This is a genomic window from Mesorhizobium sp. M0751 (assembly GCF_040320265.1).
Taxonomy (GTDB): Bacteria; Pseudomonadota; Alphaproteobacteria; order Rhizobiales; family Rhizobiaceae; genus Mesorhizobium.
Genome location: NZ_JAMYPH010000032.1, coordinates 23,650 through 45,006, shown reverse-complemented (window position 1 = coordinate 45,006; position 21,357 = coordinate 23,650). Strand labels below are relative to the sequence as shown.

Annotated in this window: 28 protein-coding genes and 1 pseudogene; 21 read left to right on the top strand and 8 right to left on the bottom strand. The window is 62.6% G+C overall.

Going from position 1 to position 21,357, the window contains the following annotated elements; translation table 11 throughout:
• Positions 1 to 43: 43 nt before the first annotated feature.
• Complete coding sequence (greA, locus tag NKI19_RS30350; protein WP_023719113.1) at positions 44 to 517, bottom strand: transcription elongation factor GreA; 474 nt, start codon at positions 515 to 517, stop codon at positions 44 to 46.
• A gap of 318 nt (positions 518 to 835) precedes the next feature.
• Entirely contained in the window at positions 836 to 1,396 is a 561-nt protein-coding gene (locus NKI19_RS30345; RefSeq protein ID WP_352489073.1) for a tetratricopeptide repeat protein, read from the bottom strand.
• A gap of 237 nt (positions 1,397 to 1,633) precedes the next feature.
• Here NKI19_RS30345 and NKI19_RS30340 point away from each other — a divergent pair, with 237 nt between their 5' ends.
• From NKI19_RS30340 to NKI19_RS30325, 4 genes are all read left to right on the top strand, one after another.
• Positions 1,634 to 2,059 carry a DUF3775 domain-containing protein gene (locus NKI19_RS30340; protein WP_352489072.1) on the top strand — a complete coding sequence of 142 codons (426 nt, stop codon included), beginning with the start codon at positions 1,634 to 1,636 and terminating at the stop codon, positions 2,057 to 2,059.
• A gap of 76 nt (positions 2,060 to 2,135) precedes the next feature.
• Positions 2,136 to 3,122, top strand: a complete 987-nt coding sequence (locus tag NKI19_RS30335) for an extensin-like domain-containing protein (protein WP_352489071.1) — start codon at positions 2,136 to 2,138, stop codon at positions 3,120 to 3,122.
• A 116-nt stretch (positions 3,123 to 3,238) separates the two neighbouring features.
• Positions 3,239 to 4,108 (top strand): extensin-like domain-containing protein, encoded by an 870-nt coding sequence (locus NKI19_RS30330; protein WP_352489070.1) that lies wholly within the window; start codon positions 3,239 to 3,241, stop codon positions 4,106 to 4,108.
• Between the two features lie 66 nt (positions 4,109 to 4,174).
• Positions 4,175 to 4,882, top strand: coding sequence for an LssY C-terminal domain-containing protein (locus tag NKI19_RS30325; RefSeq protein WP_352489069.1), 708 nt, complete (start codon positions 4,175 to 4,177; stop codon positions 4,880 to 4,882).
• Between the two features lie 48 nt (positions 4,883 to 4,930).
• Here the strand turns inward: NKI19_RS30325 and NKI19_RS30320 are convergent, their stop codons facing one another.
• The gene (locus NKI19_RS30320) at positions 4,931 to 5,950 is read right to left on the bottom strand and encodes a zinc-dependent alcohol dehydrogenase family protein (protein WP_352489068.1); all 1,020 of its coding nucleotides are present in this window, start codon (positions 5,948 to 5,950) and stop codon (positions 4,931 to 4,933) included.
• Positions 5,951 to 6,077: 127 nt separating this feature from the next.
• Between NKI19_RS30320 and NKI19_RS30315 the strand changes: the two genes are divergently transcribed.
• The 4 genes from NKI19_RS30315 to NKI19_RS30300 all read left to right on the top strand — a co-directional run bounded on the left by NKI19_RS30315 (position 6,078) and on the right by NKI19_RS30300 (position 9,914).
• A complete protein-coding gene (locus NKI19_RS30315) occupies positions 6,078 to 7,019 on the top strand; it encodes a LysR family transcriptional regulator (RefSeq protein WP_352489067.1) in 942 nt (313 codons plus the stop codon).
• A 58-nt stretch (positions 7,020 to 7,077) separates the two neighbouring features.
• Entirely contained in the window at positions 7,078 to 8,388 is a 1,311-nt protein-coding gene (locus NKI19_RS30310) for a hemolysin family protein (RefSeq protein ID WP_352489066.1), read from the top strand.
• A 75-nt stretch (positions 8,389 to 8,463) separates the two neighbouring features.
• Positions 8,464 to 9,201, top strand: a complete 738-nt coding sequence (locus tag NKI19_RS30305; protein WP_352489065.1) for a class I SAM-dependent DNA methyltransferase — start codon at positions 8,464 to 8,466, stop codon at positions 9,199 to 9,201.
• A 419-nt stretch (positions 9,202 to 9,620) separates the two neighbouring features.
• On the top strand, positions 9,621 to 9,914 hold the full coding sequence (locus tag NKI19_RS30300; RefSeq protein ID WP_352489063.1) for a hypothetical protein: 294 nt from the start codon (positions 9,621 to 9,623) through the stop codon (positions 9,912 to 9,914).
• A gap of 47 nt (positions 9,915 to 9,961) precedes the next feature.
• Here the strand turns inward: NKI19_RS30300 and NKI19_RS30295 are convergent, their stop codons facing one another.
• Positions 9,962 to 10,501: a hypothetical protein gene (locus NKI19_RS30295; protein WP_352489147.1), complete on the bottom strand. Its 540-nt coding sequence runs from the start codon at positions 10,499 to 10,501 to the stop codon at positions 9,962 to 9,964.
• On the opposite strand from NKI19_RS30295, the gene NKI19_RS30290 reads away from it, so the two are divergent.
• The 11 genes and pseudogenes from NKI19_RS30290 (at position 10,449) to NKI19_RS30240 (ending at position 17,740) form a co-directional block, all read left to right on the top strand.
• A complete protein-coding gene (locus NKI19_RS30290) occupies positions 10,449 to 10,766 on the top strand; it encodes an ArsR/SmtB family transcription factor (protein ID WP_352489144.1) in 318 nt (105 codons plus the stop codon). The genes NKI19_RS30295 and NKI19_RS30290 overlap by 53 nt on opposite strands.
• Complete coding sequence (locus NKI19_RS30285) at positions 10,763 to 11,251, top strand: SRPBCC family protein (protein WP_352489062.1); 489 nt, start codon at positions 10,763 to 10,765, stop codon at positions 11,249 to 11,251. The genes NKI19_RS30290 and NKI19_RS30285 overlap by 4 nt, the downstream gene beginning before the upstream one ends.
• 280 nt (positions 11,252 to 11,531) lie before the next feature.
• Complete coding sequence (locus tag NKI19_RS30280; protein WP_352489061.1) at positions 11,532 to 11,729, top strand: hypothetical protein; 198 nt, start codon at positions 11,532 to 11,534, stop codon at positions 11,727 to 11,729.
• Positions 11,730 to 11,817: 88 nt separating this feature from the next.
• On the top strand, positions 11,818 to 13,815 hold the full coding sequence (locus tag NKI19_RS30275) for an ABC transporter ATP-binding protein/permease (RefSeq protein ID WP_352489060.1): 1,998 nt from the start codon (positions 11,818 to 11,820) through the stop codon (positions 13,813 to 13,815).
• Between the two features lie 259 nt (positions 13,816 to 14,074).
• Complete coding sequence (locus NKI19_RS30270) at positions 14,075 to 14,548, top strand: VOC family protein (protein WP_352489142.1); 474 nt, start codon at positions 14,075 to 14,077, stop codon at positions 14,546 to 14,548.
• An 82-nt stretch (positions 14,549 to 14,630) separates the two neighbouring features.
• The gene (locus NKI19_RS30265) at positions 14,631 to 15,410 is read left to right on the top strand and encodes a class I SAM-dependent methyltransferase (RefSeq protein WP_352489140.1); all 780 of its coding nucleotides are present in this window, start codon (positions 14,631 to 14,633) and stop codon (positions 15,408 to 15,410) included.
• 58 nt (positions 15,411 to 15,468) lie between these two features.
• Positions 15,469 to 15,639 (top strand): SDR family oxidoreductase, encoded by a 171-nt coding sequence (locus NKI19_RS30260; RefSeq protein ID WP_352566651.1) that lies wholly within the window; start codon positions 15,469 to 15,471, stop codon positions 15,637 to 15,639.
• 235 nt (positions 15,640 to 15,874) lie between these two features.
• Positions 15,875 to 16,309, top strand: a complete 435-nt coding sequence (locus NKI19_RS30255; RefSeq protein WP_352469784.1) for an FKBP-type peptidyl-prolyl cis-trans isomerase — start codon at positions 15,875 to 15,877, stop codon at positions 16,307 to 16,309.
• A 186-nt stretch (positions 16,310 to 16,495) separates the two neighbouring features.
• Positions 16,496 to 16,699 (top strand): annotated as a pseudogene (locus tag NKI19_RS30250) (IS1 family transposase); the annotation flags it as partial.
• Positions 16,692 to 16,952 (top strand): hypothetical protein, encoded by a 261-nt coding sequence (locus NKI19_RS30245; protein ID WP_352489059.1) that lies wholly within the window; start codon positions 16,692 to 16,694, stop codon positions 16,950 to 16,952. The pseudogene NKI19_RS30250 and the gene NKI19_RS30245, both read left to right, overlap by 8 nt.
• A gap of 110 nt (positions 16,953 to 17,062) precedes the next feature.
• Positions 17,063 to 17,740 carry an HAD family acid phosphatase gene (locus NKI19_RS30240; protein WP_352566650.1) on the top strand — a complete coding sequence of 226 codons (678 nt, stop codon included), beginning with the start codon at positions 17,063 to 17,065 and terminating at the stop codon, positions 17,738 to 17,740.
• Positions 17,741 to 17,788: 48 nt separating this feature from the next.
• Here the strand turns inward: NKI19_RS30240 and NKI19_RS30235 are convergent, their stop codons facing one another.
• Positions 17,789 to 18,769 carry a quinone oxidoreductase family protein gene (locus NKI19_RS30235; RefSeq protein WP_352489057.1) on the bottom strand — a complete coding sequence of 327 codons (981 nt, stop codon included), beginning with the start codon at positions 18,767 to 18,769 and terminating at the stop codon, positions 17,789 to 17,791.
• Between the two features lie 98 nt (positions 18,770 to 18,867).
• On the opposite strand from NKI19_RS30235, the gene NKI19_RS30230 reads away from it, so the two are divergent.
• Positions 18,868 to 19,260 (top strand): winged helix-turn-helix transcriptional regulator, encoded by a 393-nt coding sequence (locus tag NKI19_RS30230; protein WP_352489056.1) that lies wholly within the window; start codon positions 18,868 to 18,870, stop codon positions 19,258 to 19,260.
• Between the two features lie 74 nt (positions 19,261 to 19,334).
• Here NKI19_RS30230 and NKI19_RS30225 read toward each other — a convergent pair whose 3' ends face one another.
• Positions 19,335 to 19,940, bottom strand: a complete 606-nt coding sequence (locus NKI19_RS30225; RefSeq protein ID WP_352489055.1) for an NADPH-dependent FMN reductase — start codon at positions 19,938 to 19,940, stop codon at positions 19,335 to 19,337.
• 91 nt (positions 19,941 to 20,031) lie between these two features.
• On the opposite strand from NKI19_RS30225, the gene NKI19_RS30220 reads away from it, so the two are divergent.
• Positions 20,032 to 20,400, top strand: a complete 369-nt coding sequence (locus NKI19_RS30220; RefSeq protein WP_023678378.1) for a winged helix-turn-helix transcriptional regulator — start codon at positions 20,032 to 20,034, stop codon at positions 20,398 to 20,400.
• A 51-nt stretch (positions 20,401 to 20,451) separates the two neighbouring features.
• Here NKI19_RS30220 and NKI19_RS30215 read toward each other — a convergent pair whose 3' ends face one another.
• Both NKI19_RS30215 and NKI19_RS30210 read right to left on the bottom strand, forming a co-directional pair.
• Complete coding sequence (locus tag NKI19_RS30215; protein WP_352489054.1) at positions 20,452 to 20,772, bottom strand: hypothetical protein; 321 nt, start codon at positions 20,770 to 20,772, stop codon at positions 20,452 to 20,454.
• Between the two features lie 140 nt (positions 20,773 to 20,912).
• Positions 20,913 to 21,308, bottom strand: coding sequence for an acyl-CoA thioesterase (locus NKI19_RS30210; RefSeq protein ID WP_023678380.1), 396 nt, complete (start codon positions 21,306 to 21,308; stop codon positions 20,913 to 20,915).
• Positions 21,309 to 21,357 lie beyond the last annotated feature (49 nt).

Genomic DNA, 21,357 nt, shown 5'->3' with positions numbered 1-21,357 from the left:
AAACCGCGCTAGTCGGCCGCCAGAGTAGAATTATCAAAAGGTCCTAGATGAACTGCACCTGGACGATCTCATAACCCCTGGCGCCGCCCGGTGCGTTGACCTCGATGGCGTCGCCGACTTCCTTGCCGATCAGCGCGCGCGCGATCGGCGAGGAAATCGAGATGCGGCCGGACTTCACGTCCGCTTCCTGGTCGCCGACGATCTGGTAGGTCTTTTTCTCCTCGGTATCCTCGTCGACCAGCACCACGGTGGCGCCGAACTTGACCTTGTCGCCGCTGAGCTTGGTGACGTCGATCACCTCGGCCCGCGCGATCAGGTCCTCGAGTTCGTTGACCCGGCCCTCATTGAGGCTCTGTGCCTCTTTTGCCGCGTGATATTCGGCATTTTCGGAGAGGTCGCCATGCGAGCGCGCTTCGGAAATCGCCTCGATGATACGCGGCCGCTCCTGTTGCTGGCGCCAGCGCAGTTCTTCCTTCAATGACGCGAACCCCTCGCCTGTCATCGGGACCTTGTTCATAATGCCTGACCTTTCCTGCCGCCGCCCCCGCAATCGGGAGCGACCTTGTCGATGGTACAAAAAGAAAACGGTCCGGCAGCCTCGCTAACGGAACCGTCTCACCACAATCCTGCAAGATATAGCAATCTTCGCGGGTTTTTCACGTCCAAAAAGTCGGATTTTGAAAAATCGTCCACCGATTGCGCGGCTGACCTCACGTCAAGGGGCGCATCACGTGTGCCGTGATGCCAAATTCCGGGTTCGGGGCAGCATCCAGCCCAGCAAAAAACCGGCTGCGATCGCTCGCAGCCGGTTATGAGCAGCGTTCCGGAGGTCGGATCAGCTCCTCATGAAATGATCGATCTGCTCCGACAGCATGCCGTATTCGCGAGATCCCTTGCCCGTGCGCTTCTCGATTTCGCGGAGCTGTTCCTGGGCGCCGGCAAGATCGCCGATCTGCAGGTGCGCCTCGCCGAGATATTCGCGTACCAGCGTGTAATTCGGGTCGATGCGCAGAGCTTCCTCATAGTAGCCGAGGCCGACGGTGACGCGGCCGGAATGGCGGTGCGAATAGCCGAGATAGTTGAGGATGCGCGGGTCCTGCTTGTTGGCGGCGAGGCTGAGCACGGCGATCGCCTCGTCGTAGCGTCCATCCATCGCCAGCGCGCGACCGGCATCATAGATGCTGTCGTCATCCAGCATGCCTTGCTTTGGCGAGACACATTTCTTCTGCTTCTTGTCCCAGGCCTGCCCCTTCTTGCACTGGCTCTGGCCGCCGCCGCCGCCATTGCCGCCGCCGCCACCGCCACCTCCCCCGCCTTCACCAGCCGAAAACGCCGGAGCCGCAATCAGCGGCAGGGCGGCGATGGCCATCGCGTAAATCAGCAATCGTCTGCGCATCGAACTCTCCTTTGAACCTGACAATGCAACACTAACGCCGGGCCGAAGCCGTTTCGTCCCCGGAAAATGCCATCCTATCTCAAAACCGCGATCTCTCCCAGGAAGGCCATCTTATCCCGGGAACGGAGGGCATCGGAAATCATGCTTCACGATTAACGCCGCCGCGCAAGAGAACGTGACGAGCGCTGCAAATCCGCTATCATCGGGCCGACCGAGCACGAAGCAGGGAGACGGCCGGTGCAGCAACGCGTTGAACGAGACTGGGAGCTTTCGATCGGTCCCGACACCGTGCGCCTGTTCATCCTGAAGGCGAAGGCGCTCAGCGCAGCCGTCAACGAAGACTATGCCGACGGCGCCGAGCACGAGGTAGAGCTCGACGGCAACGCGCACGACAACCACCATCATGACGGTCTTGCCGAGGAAAGCTCCGAAGATCTCACCGAAGAAGAACTGCGCGAGCTGATCGACGATCTCAATGTCGACGAAGCGGCCGAACTGATTGCGTTGGCCTGGGTCGGCCGCGGCGACTATGACGCAACGGAATGGATGGACGCGCTGACCGCCGCCCGCGAGCGCGCCAACAAGCGCACGGCAAAATATCTACTCGGCATGCCGCTGCTGGCGGACTGGCTCGAGGAAGGCCTGGAAGCGATCGGCGCGTGACGACGCGGTTACCGATTGTGATCGGTCGCCCTCCTCGCCCAAGGCAACTTCCCTGCATTCTGGCCGTTGCGACGTAATGGCGGCGTTTGGCTTTTTCAGATTGGGCAGATTGCTGCTGGCCGTTGCGGCTACGCCGCTGACGGGACCCGTTTTAGCCAAGACGCCCGAGCTGCCGCAAACTGCACCGGTTCCGCAGCTCAACCAGCAAGTCACTCCCCCGCCACCAACCGAGATCCCGGTCCCCGAACCGCGCCCGGCGGATGCCCCGGCGGCTGAGCCGCCCCAGGCCACTCAGCCGCAAAGCGGTCAATCTCAGAACGGCCAGCCCCAAAATGGCCAACCAAAGACCGAGCAGCCGGAGCCGCCGGCGATTGCACCGCAGCCGCCCGAAAAGCCGGCGCGGGCTGAGCCGCCGGCAAGCCCACCGGGCGCGCCACCAAACCCGTCCGAGGCAGACAAAAGGGCGGAGCAAAAAATCCTTCCAGATCCTCGATCGGCCGCCATTGCCGGAAAAGAAATGCCGGCCGAGGAATTGGCCTGCCGCAGGCGGCTGAAGTCGATGGGCGTCGATTTCGAGGAGCGCAAGCCCGAGCATGATACGGCGGTCGGTTGCTCGATCCCCTACCCGATCGTGCTGAAGACGCTCGGCAAATCCATCGCCATCGGCCCGGACCCCGAGCTCAACTGCCAAATGGCGGAAGCGGCCGCCCGCTTTGCTGCGTCCGTCATCCAGCCTGCCGCAAAGGCCGAGTTCGGCACGGATATCAAATCGATCGGCCAGGCCTCCGCATTCGTCTGCCGGCCGCGCCACGCCGGCGGCAAACTGTCGGAGCACGCCTTCGGCAACGCGCTCGACATCGCCAGCTTCACGCTCTCCGACGGCAAAGAGATCGATGTCGGTCCAGCGCCGCCACAGAAGGACGCGAAATTCCTGGATACAGTGCGCAAGGCGGCCTGCGGGCCGTTCAAGACCGTGCTTGGCCCCGGCAGCGATGCCGATCATTCGCTGCATCTCCACTTCGACCTCGAACCGCGCCGCAATGGCGGCACGTTTTGCAAATGATGTCGGGTGCCGATGGAGGGCGCCGCAATTTGGCCGCAGACGTGAACGGCGCCGCTGATTTTTCCTTTACTCTTCAGGTTTAGAGTCTGTGCCATCTGGGACAGGAAACCCTTCCGATGGCCGGGCTATTTCGCGCTGCGTTTGCCGCTGCGCGGCACACAGGACGCGCGCGCATGGCCGGCAGGCTTGCCGCCCTGCTTGCCATTGCGGCGGTCTCGGCCTGCAACACCGGCAGCGTGCTGTCGCTGCAGCCGGCCGTCGACGTCGGCAGCCAGACGGCTGCCGTCCCGCCCAATTCCGACCCACAATATTCCGGCCCGCAAGATTCTGGCATGCAAGATTCCGGGCCGCAATATTCGGGTATGCAGCGCCTCGTCCCGTCCAACCCCTATATGACGGCCGCCTATCCGCGCATGGATAACCCGATGTCGCCGGCCGAACAGATGCCGGCCGCAGAGATCGATTGCCGCAAGGAACTGAAGCGCCTCGGCGTCGTCTACACCGACGTTGCGCCAATCCATGAAGGCCAGTGCGGCATCGACTATCCGGTCAAGGTCTCGGCCATCGGCAGCGTCGAGATGAAGCCGGCGGCGACGCTGACCTGCGACATGGCCGCCACCTTTGCCGGCTGGACAAGGAACGAACTCGTCCCGTCGGCCCGCTGGCGCTATTTTTCAGGCGTCAAGACCATCCACCAGGGCTCGAGCTATTCCTGCCGCAGGATTGCCGGCGAAGGTGTCTTGTCGGAACACGGCAAGGGCAATGCGCTCGACGTGATGAGCATTGAGCTTAACAATGGCGACGACATCGACGTCCGCAAGCCCGGCCTGTTCGCCTTCCGCACACGCGGCTTCCTCAACAATGTGCGCGCCGACGGCTGCCAGTATTTCACCACCGTGCTCGGCCCCGGCTACAATTACGACCACCGCAACCATTTCCATTTCGACATCAAGAACCGCAAGAACGGCTACCGCGCCTGCCGCTGATTGCGGCCCCTGCCCAAGACCTGCTGCGCCGATTAAGATGGTGCGCAGACGCTTGGGTGGTGCCTCTTGAGCCAACGAAGCCTTCGACGACGTGCAACGACCTGGCTGGTGGCATGCTGTGCCGCTTATCTTTCGCTCGCCTATTTCGCCGCGCCTGAGTTCTGGACGTTGCGGGACCGCAATTTTCGCAATCAGCAATTCGAGATGGTGACGCACACGCCGCAAGGCATTCCGGGCGATCCGATCAATGTCGGCCTGGTCGGCACCAAGAAGGAGCTTGTCCATGCCTTTGCCGTCGCCGGCTGGGATACGGCAGACGCGGTCACGCTGAAGACCGCGATCGAGATCGGCGAAAGCGTGCTGTTTAACCGCCCCTATCCCGATGCGCCGGTCAGCCGGCTTTTGTTCGAAGGACGCGCCCAGGACCTAGCCTTCGAAAAACCGGTCGGCGACAGCGCCGACCGGCGCCACCACGTCCGCTTCTGGCAGACCGATTCAACCGGCGACGACGGCCGCCCGCTTTGGCTTGGCTCGGCAAGCTTTGACCGCGGCGTCGGCCTCAGCCATGACACCGGCGCGATCACCCATCACATCGGCCCCGACATCGACGCCGAGCGCGATGCGCTGATGCGCGATCTCTCCGCCGCCGGCATGCTGATCTCGACCAGCGAGATACCAGGCGTCGGCGCCACAAAGACCGGGCGCAACGGCGAAGGCGATGCCTATTTCACCGACGGCAAGGCCATCATCGGCGTCCTGCTGCAACTGCCGTAGGCGCGCAATCGGCCTTCCCGTCTGACAGCCATTTTCGTCCCGACGAGGTCAGGGCACGGTGATCACGATCTTGCCAAACGGTCCCGTCTCCAGACGCTCAAATGCCTGCGGCACCTCGTCGAAGCCAAACACCTTGTCGATCACCGGCTTGATCGCGAGCGTCTCGATCGCCTGGTTCATCCGCTCGAAAGCACGGCGGTGGCCGATCGATATGCCTTGTACGACGATCCGGTTGCGCAGGAACGGAATGATCGGGAAACTGAGCTCCATGCTGCCGAGAAGGCCGATGAGCGACAGCCTGCCGTCGGCGCCCAGCGCATTGAGCGAGCGCCGCGCATTGTCGCCGCCGACCATTTCCAGCACATGGCTGACGCCGGCCCCGTTTGTCAGTTCGCGCGCCGCCTCGTCCCATGCCGGCTGGCTGCGATAGTTGATCCCCTTCCAGGCGCCGAGCGCCTTCGCCCGATCGAGCTTCTCGTCGCTGCTCGAGGTGACGATGGCGCGCAGGCCGAAGGCGGCGGCAAACTGCAGCGCAAACAGCGACACGCCGCCGGTGCCCTGGATGAGAACGGTTTCGTCCGGGATCGGCTTGGCCGCCTCGACCAGCGCGAACCACGCCGTCAGCGCCGCGATCGGCAGCGTCGATGCCTCGACGTCGCTGAGCGACGGCGGCGCCGCCACGGCGGCATCCTCGTGAAAAAGCACATGCTCGGACAGCGTCCCGGGCAGTGACGAACCCAACGTATGCTTGTGCAGCACCGGCGGGGCGTCGCCGTCCGGCCAGTCGGCGATCACCTGGCCGAGCACGCGCTGCCCGATGCCGAAGCGGCTGACTTCGCTGCCGGTGGCGACCACTTCGCCTACCGCGTCCGATGTCGGCACGAACGGAAAGCTGAGGTCCGGTATCAGCACGCCATCGACGATCATCCTGTCCTTGTAATTCAGCGATACCGCTGTGACGCGTACCAGAAGATCATGCGGCCCGGGTTGGGGCAGCTTTCCCTCAGCCGGCTTCAAACTGGACAGGCCGAAACCGGTCATCTGCCAGGATCTGTTTTCGGTGCTCATTTGGTTCGCGCTCCGTGGTTGATGGTTGCGCGAGACATTTACGCCGTTTCACTATGGAGAAAAGTGCTTCCATGTGGCATGTTCCGCAACAGATTAAGGAGCAAAATTCTACAATAGGAGCGCTTCATTGGAATCGGCCAATTTGCAAGGCATCGTCGCATTCGTTCACGCGGTGGAGGCCGGCAGCTTCACCGGCGCCGGCGCACGGCTGCATGTCACGAAATCGGCGGTCGGCAAGTCGATCGCACAGCTGGAACAGCGATTGGGCGTCCGCCTGCTCAACCGCACCACCCGCAGCCTCAGCCCGACCAGTGAGGGCCTGAGCTATTACGAAGCCTGCGTCAGGGCACTGGCCGAGATCGAAGCCGCCCAGTCGCTGTTGGCATCGCGCAAGCAGGTGCCTTCCGGGCGGCTGCGCGTCGATCTGCCTTTGGCCTTCGGCCGGCTGTGCGTCGCCCCGCTGCTGTTCGACATTTCCAAAAAATTCCCGGACCTGACGATGGAAATCTCGCTCAACGACCGGCGCGTCGACCTGATCGAGGAAGGCATCGACCTGGCGGTCCGCATGGGCGACCTCGACGACAGCTTGTCGATCGCCGCGCGCCGCATCTATGCCCAACGTTCGGCCATCGTCGCCGCCCCCGCCTATCTCGACGCCCATGGCAGGCCGCACTCGATCGAAGACCTGGCCAGGCACAGTCTCATCGGCTACGGCCGCGACGGCACGGTCCATCCCTGGACCATCAGGCATGCCGACGGCCGCCTCGAAAAGTTCGCGCCCAAGGCGCGGCTGGTGCTCGGCCACGGCGAACCGATGCTCGATGCGGTACTGGCCGGCTGCGGCATCGTCTATCTGCCGACATGGCTGACGGCCGACAGCATCAGGCGCGGCGAGCTCGAAATGGTTCTGTCCGACTGTCTTGTCGAAAACACCGTGGTGCATGCCATCTGGCCGGTAACACGCAATCTCGCGCCAAAGGTGCGCGTCGTCGTCGACGCCCTGATCGAGCATTTTTCCGGGCCGCCCTGGGATGCGGCATGGGGGCCGCCTGACTGCTCCGCTCGCTAAATTTAAAAAGCGCGACCGTCCTATTTTCGAAAACCTCGCGGCAATGCTATGGACCGGCATGCTTTATGCTGAAATTGCCATCGTGGTCGTCCTCATCTGCGTGAACGGCCTTCTGTCGATGTCCGAGCTCGCCATCGTCTCGTCGCGGCCGGCGCGCCTCAAGGCGATGATCGACCGCAACGTCAAGGGCGCCGGCCGGGCCCTGGCGCTCGGCGCCAATCCGGGAAAGTTCCTGTCCTCGGTGCAGATCGGCATCACCTTGGTCGGCGTCCTGTCAGGCGCCTTTTCCGGCGCCACGCTCGGCGAGCGGCTGGCCACCTTCCTGGCGTCGGCCGGCGTCCGCGAAAGCCTTGCCGACCCGCTCGGTGTCGGCATTGTCGTCGCCATCATCACCTATGGCTCGCTGGTCATCGGCGAACTGGTGCCCAAGCAGATCGCATTGCGCGACCCCGAACGGGTCGCCGTCAGGGTCGCTCCGGCGATGACCATCCTCGCCAGCGTTTCGGCGCCGCTGGTCTTCCTGCTCGATTTTTCCGGCCGCGCCCTGCTGTGGCTGCTTGGCCAGCACGGTCAGAGCGAGGATAAGGTCACCGACGAGGAGATCAAGATGCTGGTCGCCGAAGCCGAGCACCACGGCACCATCGAATCCGACGAACGGCGCATGATCGCCGGCGTCATGCGGCTCGGCGACCGTGCCGTGCGCGCGGTGATGACGCCGCGCACCGAGGTCGACTGGATCAATCTGCAGTCCGACGAGGCGGCCATCAGGAAGCTGCTGATGGACACCCAGCATTCGCGCCTGCCGGCCGGCGACGGCGGCGTCGACGCCATGATCGGCGTCGTCCAGACCCGCGACGTGCTGGCCGCGATGCTGGGCGGTCGCGCCCTCGACCCGCGCCGGCACGTGCGCACGGCCCCGATCGTGCATGACCAGGCCGATGCGCTGGACGTGCTTGCGACGCTGAAGGAATCCGACGTGCCGATGGCGCTGGTGCATGACGAATACGGCCATTTCGAAGGCATCGTCACCCCGGCCGACATTCTGGAAGCGATCACCGGCGTCTTCCGTTCCGATCTCGACGCCGGCGAAGAGGAAAACGCCGTCAAGCGCGAGGACGGCTCATGGCTGCTCGCCGGCTACATGCAGGCCGACGAGATGGCGGAGGTCCTCGGCATCGACCTGCCCGAGAACCGCGACTACGAAACCGTCGCCGGCTATGTGCTGTCGCATTTGCACCATCTGCCGGCGACCGGCGAATGTGTCGACGCGCAAGGCTGGCGCTTCGAGGTCGTCGATCTCGACGGCCGCCGCATCGACAAGCTCATCGCCACCCGCCTGCCCGGCGGCCACCGCGAGGTCGTGCGGTAAGAAGCGGCGCGATTTATGGCTATATGCTCGCGGCGACACCGCTCGCACAGTCAAACTTGATTGGGAATACCGCCTATGGTCGACCAGCTTTTCGCCGACGCATATCTCGCTGCCGTCTACGATGCCTGGCACCCGAGATCTGCGCGCGACGACTATGATTTCTACCTGCCCCGCATTCTAACAGCAGACGCGGTGCTTGATGTCGGATGTGGAACGGGCACCCTCCTTCACGAGGCACGCCTGGCCGGACATTCAGGGCGGCTCTGCGGCATCGACCCAGCACCCGGCGTGTTGGATCGCGCACGAACGCGCACGGATATCGAATGGGTCCTCGGCGATCTCCAATCGGCCGGCTGGACAGCCGAGTTTGATCTCATTGTGATGACGGGGCACGCATTCCAGACCCTTGTCAGCGACGAAGACCTGGGGGATTTCATGGCGGCTGCGCGACACGCCCTTGTGCCAGGCGGACGCTTCGCGTTCGAAACGCGGAACCCTTCGGTGCGGGCGTGGGAACGCTGGACACCCGAAAATGCGGTCGTCGTTGAGCTACCTGACGGGTCTCTGGTGCAGATCACAACAGAGGTGATCATGCCGTTCGATGGACAGACGGTGACGTTCACCCACAGGTTCGGCGGAAAGCATCCGAGCCTTCCGCAAGTTAGTCGCAGCACCTTGCGCTTCCTCGACACGGACGCCTTATCGAGCCTGCTGGGGAACGCAGGGCTACGGATCGAACAGCAATTCGGCGGCTTTGACGGCAGCCCGCTTGGCCCTTCGAGCCCCGAAATCATTACGTTCGCGACGAGATGAAAGGAGGCTCCGCTCTCCAGCCCCTGCAAGCAACGACATCTCGCGGACCCATTGCGGACGTGGAGCAGTATTTTGCGGCGGCTGCCGCCGACCGTAGGTCAGAGCCAAGCTTGGCAATCGCGGGACTTCGCGATCAATTAATCGCCTCGATGCCTTGCGCCTTCAGCCGTTCGAGATGGTCCTTCATCTCCTTCAGCCGCTCGGGGGCGTGGCCCTGCCACTCCGTGACCTCGCCTGTGATCCTGAGCGGCTCGCGGCAGCGATAGGAGGCACGTCATCGCATCAAGCGTCCGCGCGGCAATCGAACATCCGCGCTCAGCATTCCCGGCACCCATTCCGGTCATCCCGCCCGATGCACGCTGGCGGTCGGCTGCCGGCGCGGTTATTATCGGCGCCCTGTACCGTCGCTATGGTGAAAAATGGATCTGCGAGCCTTCAGGGATTCGATCGCCAAACCACAGCCGCCAGCCGGCTTGAGCCCTGCCCTGCAGGCGCTGTGGTGGGATGCAAAGGGCGATTGGGCTAAGGCGCACGAATGCGCGCAGCAGCGCGACGATACGGCGGGCATGCACGTGCATGCCTATCTCCACCGCAAGGAAGGCGACCAGTCGAATGCGGAATATTGGTATCGCCGCAGCAACGCCGCGCCGTCGACCTCAACGCTTGACGAGGAATGGGAAGAGTTGGCGCGTGCATTTTTGGAGCAAAGCTGACGCCTGTTCGCCAAAAATAGCCGGTCCTGCATCCATTCGCCAGGTTTTCAGCCGGCGCCCTGTGGCTTGTCCCTGCCGTTCCATTCCGCGTTGCGCGCTCGCGCCTCTTCGGCGATCAGCTTGAACTCCCGCATCTTCGCAGCCTCGATGGAGAATGCGCTGCTTGGCAGGACACCGCGGTCCTCCTGACTGTTCTGAAACTGAAAACGGGCCTCCAGTTCGGCCCATATTCGCTCGGGTGCCGTATCGAGGCTAGCAAGCAGCGCGACGACCAGCGCCAAAGTCTCGCGCTGGGCGTTCAGCCGTCCTTCGATCTCTTCATTCGGCAATTCTGACATGCGGGTCGCTTCCAGTTTCTGGCTCAACGGCAAAATCGCACCCTTGTTCCGGAATTCGGGGCCGACATGTGAGCAATTCCCGAAAACGCGAGCAACAGTTTTTCCCTTGACCGGGTTGAGCGACCCGGGGCTGAGATTCCACACCGTCGACCCCTCCAGGTTGACAGAGCAGGCCCATCGATTTAAGTTCGCGTTAGTGGCCACTAACGCGAAATATTGGACAGCGCTCGGAGACTCGACGAGGCGCACGATATTCGAACTGTTGGTCGAGCAGCCTTGTTCGGTCAGCGGACTTGCTCGTGTGCTGCCTGTGACCAGGCCGGCGGTCTCTCAGCACTTGAAAGTACTCAAGGATGCCGGGCTCGTGGCCGACACGCGCTCTGGCAAGGAACGAATATACCGTATCGATCCGAACGGCCTGGCAAGTCTGCGCGCGGAAATCGATCAGTTCTGGAGCAAGACCCTGGCAGGCTACAAATTGGCAGTCGAGCATCCAAAGAAGGACCAGCCATGAGCAAGTATCCTGCAACCGCGCCCGTAAGGCATTTCGTCATTGTCGAGGCACCTATCGAGCGTGCCTTCAAGGTCTTCACCGAGGAATTCGGGAGATTCAAACCTCGCGAGCACAATCTTCTTGCCGTGCCGATCGCAGAGACGATCTTCGAACCCAGGGTCGGGGGCCACGTTTACGATCGCGGCGTGGACGGCAGCGAATGCCGCTGGGCTCGTGTGTTGGCTTACGATCCCCCCGGCCGGCTGGTTCTGAGCTGGGACATCAGTCCTCGGTGGCAGATTGAGAGCGACCTGAACAAGACCAGCGAATGGGAAGTCAGGTTCACGGCTGAGACGGAGAACAGAACCCGGGTTGAGATCGAGCACCGGAACCTCGAACGCCATGGCGAAGGCTGGGAGGGCGTGCGCGTTGGGGTTGATAGCGATCAAGGCTGGCCGCTGTACCTGCGGCGATTCCAGGACCTTTTCCCTGGTGCGGCGGCCTGACCGTCCCCGCCTTCGCGAGCATGACTCGCAAGCACCGTCGGGTTCACTGCGATTCCAGGGAGCGGAGACAACATGGAAGTCTATTGGTTAAGCATTCTCGGCGTGCTCGTGCTCTGTTTGCTATCGGTAGTATTGGCAGTCTACTCGGGTTCGTCCAAGGGATTTGCAGGAGCGCTGGCGGGACCGGTAGTCCCGGTAGACGACGACAATCGGCTCTATAGGGTAGACCGCGTTCACATGAACTCGGCTGGCGCCCTTTATCCTGCCCGCGGCGCTAGCGATGATGGTTGGCGTTGGAGCGGCCACTTTGGCGATATTGGTCTGGACCCACCTGGCGATACGCCTCCTCCACCTGGGAGTCTACCTGCGTGGCGGAAACGCCGCCAAGGGAGGTAGTGTCAGGACGATCTTGTACGTCTCTGGAGCGCTGGTCACGTTTGCCCTTATTCTTGTGACTGGATGGACAGCGCTCAATTAACGTTGGCGCCATTCCGTGGAGGCTACAGTTCGCGACACTCGGCGGCTGACGCTATGAAACCTTCTGATTTTTAAGCCGTTATCGCCGGATGCCCGAGGCTAAATTAAAGCCGAAATCGGTTGACGGCGCCCAATCGCGCGATGCCGAGAAGTCGCGCCGCGAGAAACAATCGACCGTCGAAGTCGCGTCAGAGGTCGTCGGCGAGCCCACGCCGCCGCCGGATGTCATCGAACCCGATCCTGAGCTGACGCCGGAAGAGGCCGAGCGGGCGCGCAAGAGATACCTGCTTAAGCGCTTCTGGATCAGCGCGCGCGGTTATTGGGGCAGCAGTGGCGACAGGGTCGCTTGGCCGTTGACGATCGGGCTTTTGGTTCTGATCGTCACCAATGTCGGCTTCCAATATGGGATCAATGTCTGGAATCGCGCAATTTTCGACGCCATCGAGCAACGCGATGCCCATACCGTATATTGGCTGAGCGCCGTGTTCCTGCCACTCGTGTTCGGAAGCGCCAGCCTTGTGGTGGCACAAGTCTTCTTTCGCATGAGGATACAGCGCCGCTGGCGTTCCTGGCTCACCACCGCGGTCATCGCGCGTTGGCTGGCGAGCGGCCGCTACTATCAGCTGAATCTCGTCGGCGGCGACCACAGCAACCCCGAAGCCCGCATCGCCGAGGATTTGCGGATTGCCACCGAATCGCCCGTCGATTTCATCGCCGGTGTCATCGTCGCATTTCTGTCGGCCTCGACCTTCATCGTGGTGCTCTGGACGATCGGCGGCGCCCTGACCCTGCCGATCGCAGGTTCGACCGTCACCATTCCCGGCTTCCTGGTCATCACCGCGGTGCTCTATTCCGCGATCACGTCCACTTCGATGGCGGTCATCGGCCGCCATTTCGTCCGCCTCTCCGAGGGAAAAAATCAGGCTGAAGCCGAGTTCCGCTACACGCTGACGCGCGTGCGGGAAAACGGCGAGAGCATCGCATTGCTCGGCGGCGAGGAGGAAGAGCGTAGCGGCATCGACAAGACGTTCGGCCATGTGCTCAGGCAATGGGCGCTCCTTGCAGGCCAGCACATGCGCACGGCGCTGGTGTCGCAGGGGTCGAGCCTGTTTGCGCCTGTCGTGCCGGTCTTGCTTTGCGCTCCAAAGTTCCTCGAAGGCAGCATGACACTTGGACAGGTCATGCAGGCTGCCTCGGCGTTTGCCATCGTGCAGGGCGCGTTCGGATGGCTGGTCGACAACTATCCCCGTCTCGCCGACTGGAACGCCTCTGCACGGCGCATCGCCTCGCTGATGATGTCGCTCGACGGGCTCGAGCGGGCGGAGCAGAGCAACACGCTGGGACGCATACAGCGCGGCGAAACCGGCGGCGATGCGATGCTCAGCCTGAACAATCTCTCCGTGTCGCTCGACGACGGCACCGCCGTGGTCAAGGAAACCGAGGTCGTGATCGAACCGGGCGAACGGGTGCTCGTCGCCGGCGAATCCGGCTCGGGCAAGAGCACGCTGGTGCGGGCCGTCGCGGGTCTGTGGCCATGGGGTAGCGGCAGCGTCAACATCCGCGCTGACAGACGGTTGTTCATGTTGCCGCAACGGCCTTACATCCCGACCGGGACGCTTCGCCGCGCAGTCGCCTATCCGGGCGCCGCCGACAACTGGACGCTGGATAAGATCAAGGCTGCCCTCGACAAGGTGGGACTCGATTATCTCAACGAGAGGATCGAGGAGGATGCGCCATGGGACCAGACCTTGTCGGGTGGCGAAAAGCAGCGCCTCGCCTTCGCGCGTCTTCTGCTGCACCGCCCCGATATCATCGTGCTGGATGAGGCAACGTCGGCGCTCGATGAGAAGAGCCAGGACAAGATGATGGAGATGATCATTCGCGAATTGCCGAAGGTCACCATCATAAGCGTAGCGCATCGCGCCGAGCTGGAAGCCTTCCACAGCCGCAAGATCACATTGGAGCGGCACAAAGGCGGCGCAAAACTTGTCAGCGACATCGAACTCGTCCCGCGCAAGGACAGACGGAACTTGCTCATGCGCCTACTGAGGCAACGGCGCGCCAACGGAAAGCCAGCGCGACCTTGAGCAAAGCGTCGCTGCCCCAGACAAAAAGTGAGGCCGCGGGTCGGACCAGGCCGACCATCGCCGGTTCGAGTCACTGGCCGCATCTGGTCCTGAAAGCACCAGCCGTGGTACCTTGATTCCGGGCAGGTGTTGCTTTCGGAACGTCGATGGCACGAGCGCATTTCCATGTTCGTGGTGCAACGCCGCGGCCGGCTGTGAAAACCCGGGTTGATTTCAAAAGCCCAGATTGATTTCGAAAGCAAAGGGACCAGCAATGACAATCGCCAAGAACACGATCTGCCTTTGGTACGACAAGGACGCCGAGGTTGCGGCTCGCTTCTATGCCGAGACTTTTCCCAACAGTTCGGTGAAGTCCGTCCACCGCGCGCCAAGCGACTACCCGTCCGGCAAGGCCGGCGACGTGCTGACCGTCGAGTTCACGGTCGCCGGCATCCCCTGTCTCGGCCTTAATGGCGGGCCCGCGTTCAAACACAACGAAGCCTTCTCCTTCCAGATAGCCACCGACGATCAGCAGGAGACCGACCGCTACTGGAACGCCATCGTCGGAAATGGCGGCCAGGAGAGTGCCTGCGGCTGGTGCAAGGACAAATGGGGCATCTCCTGGCAAATCACGCCGCGCGTGCTGACCGAAGCGATGGCCGCCGGCGGCGATGAAGCAAAGCGCGCATTCGACGCCATGATGGAGATGAAGAAAATAGACGTTGCTGCGATCGAGGTGGCACGGCGCGGTTGACAGTCCTGGGCTGACCCGACGCGAAAAGATCAGAGCGGAGCGGCCGGAAATGCTGCCGGCCCCATCTCCAGGCAGGCGTGCGATGGTGTTGAACTGCGCTGATTTTTACGACGCCGAACTGCGACGGCACAACGAGGTCTTCAGGGCTGCGGTCAAGGCGGGAACGCGCGATCGCGTGCTCGACATCGGATGCGGTTCGGGACAATCCTCTCGCGATGCCGCCCGTGTCGCGGTGGAAGGCAGCGTGCTTGGCGTGGACGTATCGGCGCAGATGCTCGAGATCGCCCGGAGGCGTAGCGCGGAAGAGGGATTGCGAAACGTCGCCTTTGAGCGCGGCGATGCGCAATTGCTGGTGTTTCCGCCGGCGGGCTTCGATCTGTGCATCAGTCGGTTTGGCGTGATGTTCTTTGCCGATCCGGCGGCGGCGTTCGCCAACATCGCCCGGGCGATGCGACCAGGGGCGCGTCTTGTATGGATGGTATGGCAGGGCCAGAACCGCAACGAATGGGCGACTGCCATTCAGCGGGCAATTGCGCCGGGGACCGCCATATCGGCGGGCGCCGCCACCCCGTTTTCGCTTGGCGATCCCGCCATCACCGCGGAGATCTTGCGTGCATCCGGATTTGTGTCGATCGACTTCGCCGAAGTGCATGAGCCGGTCTTCTACGGCAGGGACGTCGATGCGGCCTATGACGCTTTGCTTGGCCTGCAATTGGTGAAGGATCCGCTGGCCCGCGCGGATGTGGATGCCGCGGCGGCGCTGCGGCGGTTGCGCGATCTGCTCGACGCGCAGTTGACCGCGGACGGTGTGCTTTTCGACTCGCGTGCCTGGATCATCACCGCGTTTCGGGCGAGCCGATAGTAGCCGCTCGATGTAGACGATCCTGTTCTCTCGCCCTTCTGCTCAACCCATTTGCGGCGTGATCGTTGGAGAAGCCAAATCCGGCTTCTTTGCCGATATGGCTGCCCGTTTGCCGTCGAGAAAAATTCCGACCGCTGCGGACATCGCCGCCGCCTATGTCTACCTCATGGAAAGCGACTTCACGACCGGCGAGACAATCCGCATCGATGGCGGCCATCACCTGATCTAGCCGCCATTTGCACGCCGCCTGAATGGGTTGAGCCGGCATGACCGCTAGACCGGCGCACTCCTGCCGAAGGCAGCGAGCGCCGGCGGCATCATGCCGGCGTCGCTCAATCGGGGTTTACATCGGCAGCCAGGTCCCTAGTTTTAGCGTTTCGCGCCGCGCACCTAAGTGCGTGGATGATCGAGGACGGGACCGTGAGCTTTGGCCGGCCCCTCGAAACTTTCAAAGGATGGCTATCATGACACAGGCCAAGAATGGCGACACCGTGCGCATCAATTACAATGGCCGCCTGGCTGACGGCACTCAGTTCGATTCTTCCGGCAACGAACCGCTGCAATTCACGCTGGGTGAAGGACAAGTGATCGCCGGTCTCGAAACCCATGTCGAGGGCATGGAGGTGGGCGCGAAAAGCACCGTCACCATTCCCGCCGACGCCGCCTACGGCCCCCACCGCCCCGAAGCGGTCATGACCGTCGATCGCGCCCGCGTACCAGACAACATCAACGTCGATATCGGCACTCGATTGCAGGTCAGAACCCCAGAGGGGCGCCCGATGCCGGTAACAGTCGTCGGCGTGGACGACACCAGCGTCAAGCTCGACGGCAATCATCCGTTAGCGGGACGGGATCTGGTGTTCGACGTTGAACTGGTCGAGATCGTTCAGGCGGCGTAGGGCACGGCAAAGGCCGTGGTGGCTATGATTTCGGGTGACGCACTTCCGCCGGCGGTTTCGGCGGTGCGTCACCTGTCGGAGGGAAAGACCGCGACGGCGGAAATCGTGTAGCTTGCAGCAACCCATAGAGACATTCGGCATCTGGAATGTCCAATTCAGCGTCGCAGTTTCGAGGACCTGTAGGCTCACGCCAACGCGGTCGCCCTCCATTTCATGTATTACAACTTTGTCCGCATTCATGCTTCACTGCGCATGACGCCGGCGATGGCCGCTGGCGTGACTGGCAAGCTTTGGGAGATCGGCGATATCGTTGCGCTAATCGGAGCCAAGGAAGCCGAGAAGCCAATAGTGCGCGCACCGTACGGGAAGAAAGGCGTCTCAATTGATTGATCCTAAACCCATCACGAACGAAAATATTCTGATGGCGCTTGGCATCGTTCTCGTCGAAATTCGCGCGACCGATGATCTATCCAAAGCACGGATGCTCGCTGACTCATTTCACAACGCACCGGCCATGATCGCGTCTGGCGCCAGTCCTCAGGATACCTGGGCAAGTGTACTTGGAACCGCTCGCAGGCTTGATATGGAACGATATGTCGTCTGGCTATTAAGACACGTTCAGGCGAGACAGATTTCAAACTGAGACACTACCGTGGAAGACCTCGCTTGACAGCCGACTTCTCGTGACCGCAAAGTCTCGTGATGCGGGCGATTGGCTGGAATAGAATTGCGCGTGTCGGAGCAATCGTGCTGATGATCGGCACAAATGTTCCTGGGCCGGCGCGTTCCGACTCGCTCCTTCTCACAAGCCCGTCCCAGCCAGCCAATGTCGGCGATGCGATGCTGGCGGCTGCCAATTATCATGATTCCGGCGACTATGATCGCGACCTTGCCGCTGTGGCGAAGCAGGCCGGCGACTGGGTCGTCAAGCGCGCAATGGAGGTGCCTCGCCCCGCCCTGGTGCTCGACATCGACGAGACGGCTTTGGCCAACTGGGAAGTGATCACACGTGACAATTTCGGCCGCCCGATCGGCGGCGCCTGCGACATCGCAATCGACGGTCCCTGTGGCTGGGCCGCCTGGGACCAGCTTGCGAAGGATCCGGCCATTGACCCGGTGCTGGAGGTCTTCCGGCAGGCGCAAACGGCGAAAGTCGCGGTATTCTTCATCACCGGACGTCCGGAGGACCAGCGTCAGGCAACCGAACAGAACCTGCAGTCGGCCGGCTATGCCGGCTATGAGCACCTTTACATGGTCCAGCCTGGGGGCAAAAATGGTTCTGCCGCAGATTTCAAGGCACCCATAAGGGCCGAAATCGAAAAGGCCGGCTACACGATAATTGCCAATGTCGGTGACCAGCCATCCGACCTGTTCGGCGGGCATGCCGAGAAGCTGTTCCTGTTGCCGAACCCGTTCTACCGGGTTCGCTGACGGCCTATACGGCACACGCCCGGATCCTCGGCTCCTGCCGAGCACCTACTAAGGTATCAAGACGACCTTGCCGGTAGCGCCGCGCTCCTCCAGCAGGCGATGCGCGTGGCTGGCCTGGTCGAGCGGGAAGCGGCCGCCGTTGGTCACCTTGAGCTCACCGCTCGCGGCCAGATCGAAAAGCTCCAAAAGACCGTCACGGAGTCCGTCCGTAGACAGTAGCGGCAGCAGGGCAAAACCCCTCAGCGACTGGTTGCGACCGATCATCGCCTCCATCTGCGGGGCGCCGAGCCTGTATCTCCCCAGTGCGGCAAACACCAACTCTCCGCAAGGCGCCAAAGCCTCCAGCGCAACCGCCGTCAGCGGGCCGCCGACGATGTCGTAGATGATGTCGACGCCAGCGCCGCCTGTCGCTGCCCGGACGTGCTCCGACCAATCCGTCTTGCTGTAGTCGACGGAAGCGTCGGCCCCCAGCGACAAAGCAAGGTCGAGCTTGGCCTTGCTGCCGGCTGCCGCGATGACGAGGCTCGCGCCGGCGCGCTTGGCAAGCTGGACAAGCAACGAACCGACGCCGCCCGCGGCAGCCGCGACCAGCACCGATTTGCCGGCCGGCGGGCTTTGCCGCGATAGATGCAGCGCCGTCAGCCCTTGCACCATCAATGCCGTCGCGTTTTCGAACGAGAGCGAATCCGGCAAGGGCACGGCCAGGCTTGCGTCGATCGTCACATACTCGGCATAGCCGCCAAACGGGCGGCTCGAGGCGAACAACGGCGCGGCGACGCGCATGCCGAGCAAGGAAGCCTCCACCCCATGCCCGAGCGCCTCGACGATCCCGGCGGCCTCGACGCCAGGGATCATCGGCAGTTGCGGCGTCACCGCATAGCGATCCCTACGCATCAGCACTTCGAAGAAATTCACCCCGGCCGCATGAACGCGGACCAGGACCTCGCCGGCTTGCGGCTCAGGCTTCGGCACCGCGACTATGTTGAGAACGTCGGGCCCGCCGAAACGGTTCAGTTGAATGGCTCTCATCGTATGCACCGATCGCTGTTGGCATCGGCCGCTGTTTGCCACTATCTGCCTGGCTTCGACTACACACCGATTTGTTCGCGACTGACCGGGAGGTGACCATGGCCAAGCTGATCAAGAGGCTGCCAATGCTGCCCGCAGAGCGCGCGCTTAAAGTGATTTCGGGCCGCTGGAAGGCGGTCATTCTGTACCATCTCTTCGACGGGCCGCGGCGGCTGTCGGCGCTGCAGGCGCTGATGCCCGGCATTACCCAGAAAGTGCTGATCCAGCAGCTTCGCGAAATGGAAGAGCACGGCCTCGTCCGCCGCGAGATCTTCGCCGAAATCCCGTCGCGCGTCGAATATTCGGCGACGCGGCTCGGCCTCAGCCTCGAGCCCATCCTGCTGGCACTTTGCCAGTGGGGCCAGCATCACGCCGACGAACTGAATGAGATGGACCGCCTTGCCGATTGCATCATCAGGCCACGGCAAACGCAGGACGCCCATGGCGTGTGAACAAAAAGGGCGGCGCATGCGCCGCCCCAATGCCTGGGAGAATTAATCCTTGGGAGGACTGTTCGAACCTGTGCTCAGGCCGCCTTGACTTCCTCGGCGACGGCATCGGCCTGACGCGCCGTCTTCAGCACCCTGGCCCACCATGCAATGTCGTTGACCAGCGCGGTTGCCGCCTGGTTGAGGTGCTCGAACTCGTCGAGCTTCTTGTCACCTTGCCTGACCGCAAGGAAATCGGACCAGGCGATGTGGACGGCGGACTTCACCGGCGCCATCTGCAACTCGACCGCATGCAGCCTCAGCTGCTCGACCGCGCGCGCGCCACCGACGCTGCCATAGCCGACGAAGCCGGCCGGCTTCTTGTTCCACTCGTTGGCGGCGTAGTCGATGGCGTTCTTCAGCACGGCCGTCGGGCCATGATTGTATTCGGCGGCGGTGAAGATGAAGCCGTCGAATCCGGCGACCTTCTTTTGCCAGCGCTGCGCCACTTCGTTCTGCGACGGCACCCAGGCGGAGGATGCGACCTCATCGAAGAACGGCAGCGGGAAATCGCGCAGGTCGACGACTTCAACGTCGATGTCGGCGTGCGACTTGGCGATCTTGGCAATCCATTGGGTCGGGACGTCGGCAAAGCGGGCCGCGCGGGTCGAACCAATGATGATGGCGATTTTGGGTTTTGACATAGAGGGGGCTCTCCTTACGGGAATACTGGTATCGTTTAGATACCTGAGCTATATGAGTAACTACCCGCTCAATGTGCAAGGAGGCACTTTTTTGTTACCAAGGCACCCGCACCGCACCGAGGACTGCCGCGCCATCTCGGAAATCCTGCAGCGCGTCGGCGACAAATGGACGGTGCTCGTCGTCGGCAAGCTCGGCAACGGGCCACTGCGTTTCAACGAGCTGCGCAGCGCCGTCGGCGGAATTTCGCAAAAGATGCTGACCACCACCTTGCGCGGGCTCGAGCGCGACGGCTTCGTCACCCGCACGGTGTTCCCGACCATCCCGCCGCGGGTCGACTACGAATTGACCGATCTTGGCTACGAGCTGCTTGTGCCGGTCGATGCGCTCGGCGAATGGGCGCGCAAGAACACAGAGCGCGTCAAGGCCGCGCGCGAGAAGTTCGACGCCATGCACAGCTGAACCCTTGCGCTACAAGGGTTTGAACCTGCCTGGGATAACCCTGGACGAGCCCTACTGCTGTAACTGCATCTTGCTCTTCGGCAGCTTCTCGATCCGGTTCCATTTCGGGTTGGGACTGACCACCCGCCCGCCAATCGTGCAGGTCGTGGTCGTCTCCTTGCGGCAATTGCTCACCGTCGTGCCGCTGGTATCGCATTTCGTCGCCGAGCAGATCTCGCACTTGGCCGCCTGCCCGTTGATAGTGCGGTTTTCCGACGTGCAGGTGGCGCCTGGATCGCCTTTTTTGACCTCGGCAAAAGCATTTGCGGACGACAGGCAGACCAAGGCCGCAAAGGCACTCGTCAGGGCAGCGTTCAGCATGTGTTGACGCATTGTCTTTCCTCCCAATATCCCGCCGGTCGCGCTGCAGGCGCATGCGGGAACCCGTTAGTCAAAGACCACGCGGGATCGCTGCCCGCATCCCCCGCGCGGGAGAGACGGCTGTTTATATCCGTCTTCTGGAATCAGGCCGGTCAGCCTTCCGCCGGAACTGCCTTCGGCTTGCCTTCGCCGTCCAGCGCCACCATGACGAAGTCGGCATGGGTGACCTTCTCCATCAGATCGGAGAGATAGCGCTGCGCCCAGGCCTCGACCTTGAGCGTCATCGAGGTGCGGCCGACGCGTTCGACATGCGTATAGATGCACAGCGTGTCGCCGATCTTCATCGGCTTGGCGAAGGACATTTCCTTCACCGCCGCCGTCACCACGCGGCCCTTGGCGCGCTCGGCGGCGCGGATGCCGCAGGCGAGATCCATCTGCGCCATCACCCAGCCGCCAAAAATGTCGCCTGCCGCATTGGCGTCCGAAGGCATGGCCAGCGTCCTGAGCGTCAGATCGCCGATCGGCCGCCCGTCCGCGTAATGCACCATTTGGCCAATCCTCTCGAAGCCGATTGTCCCGATCCCGTACCGTCATGGC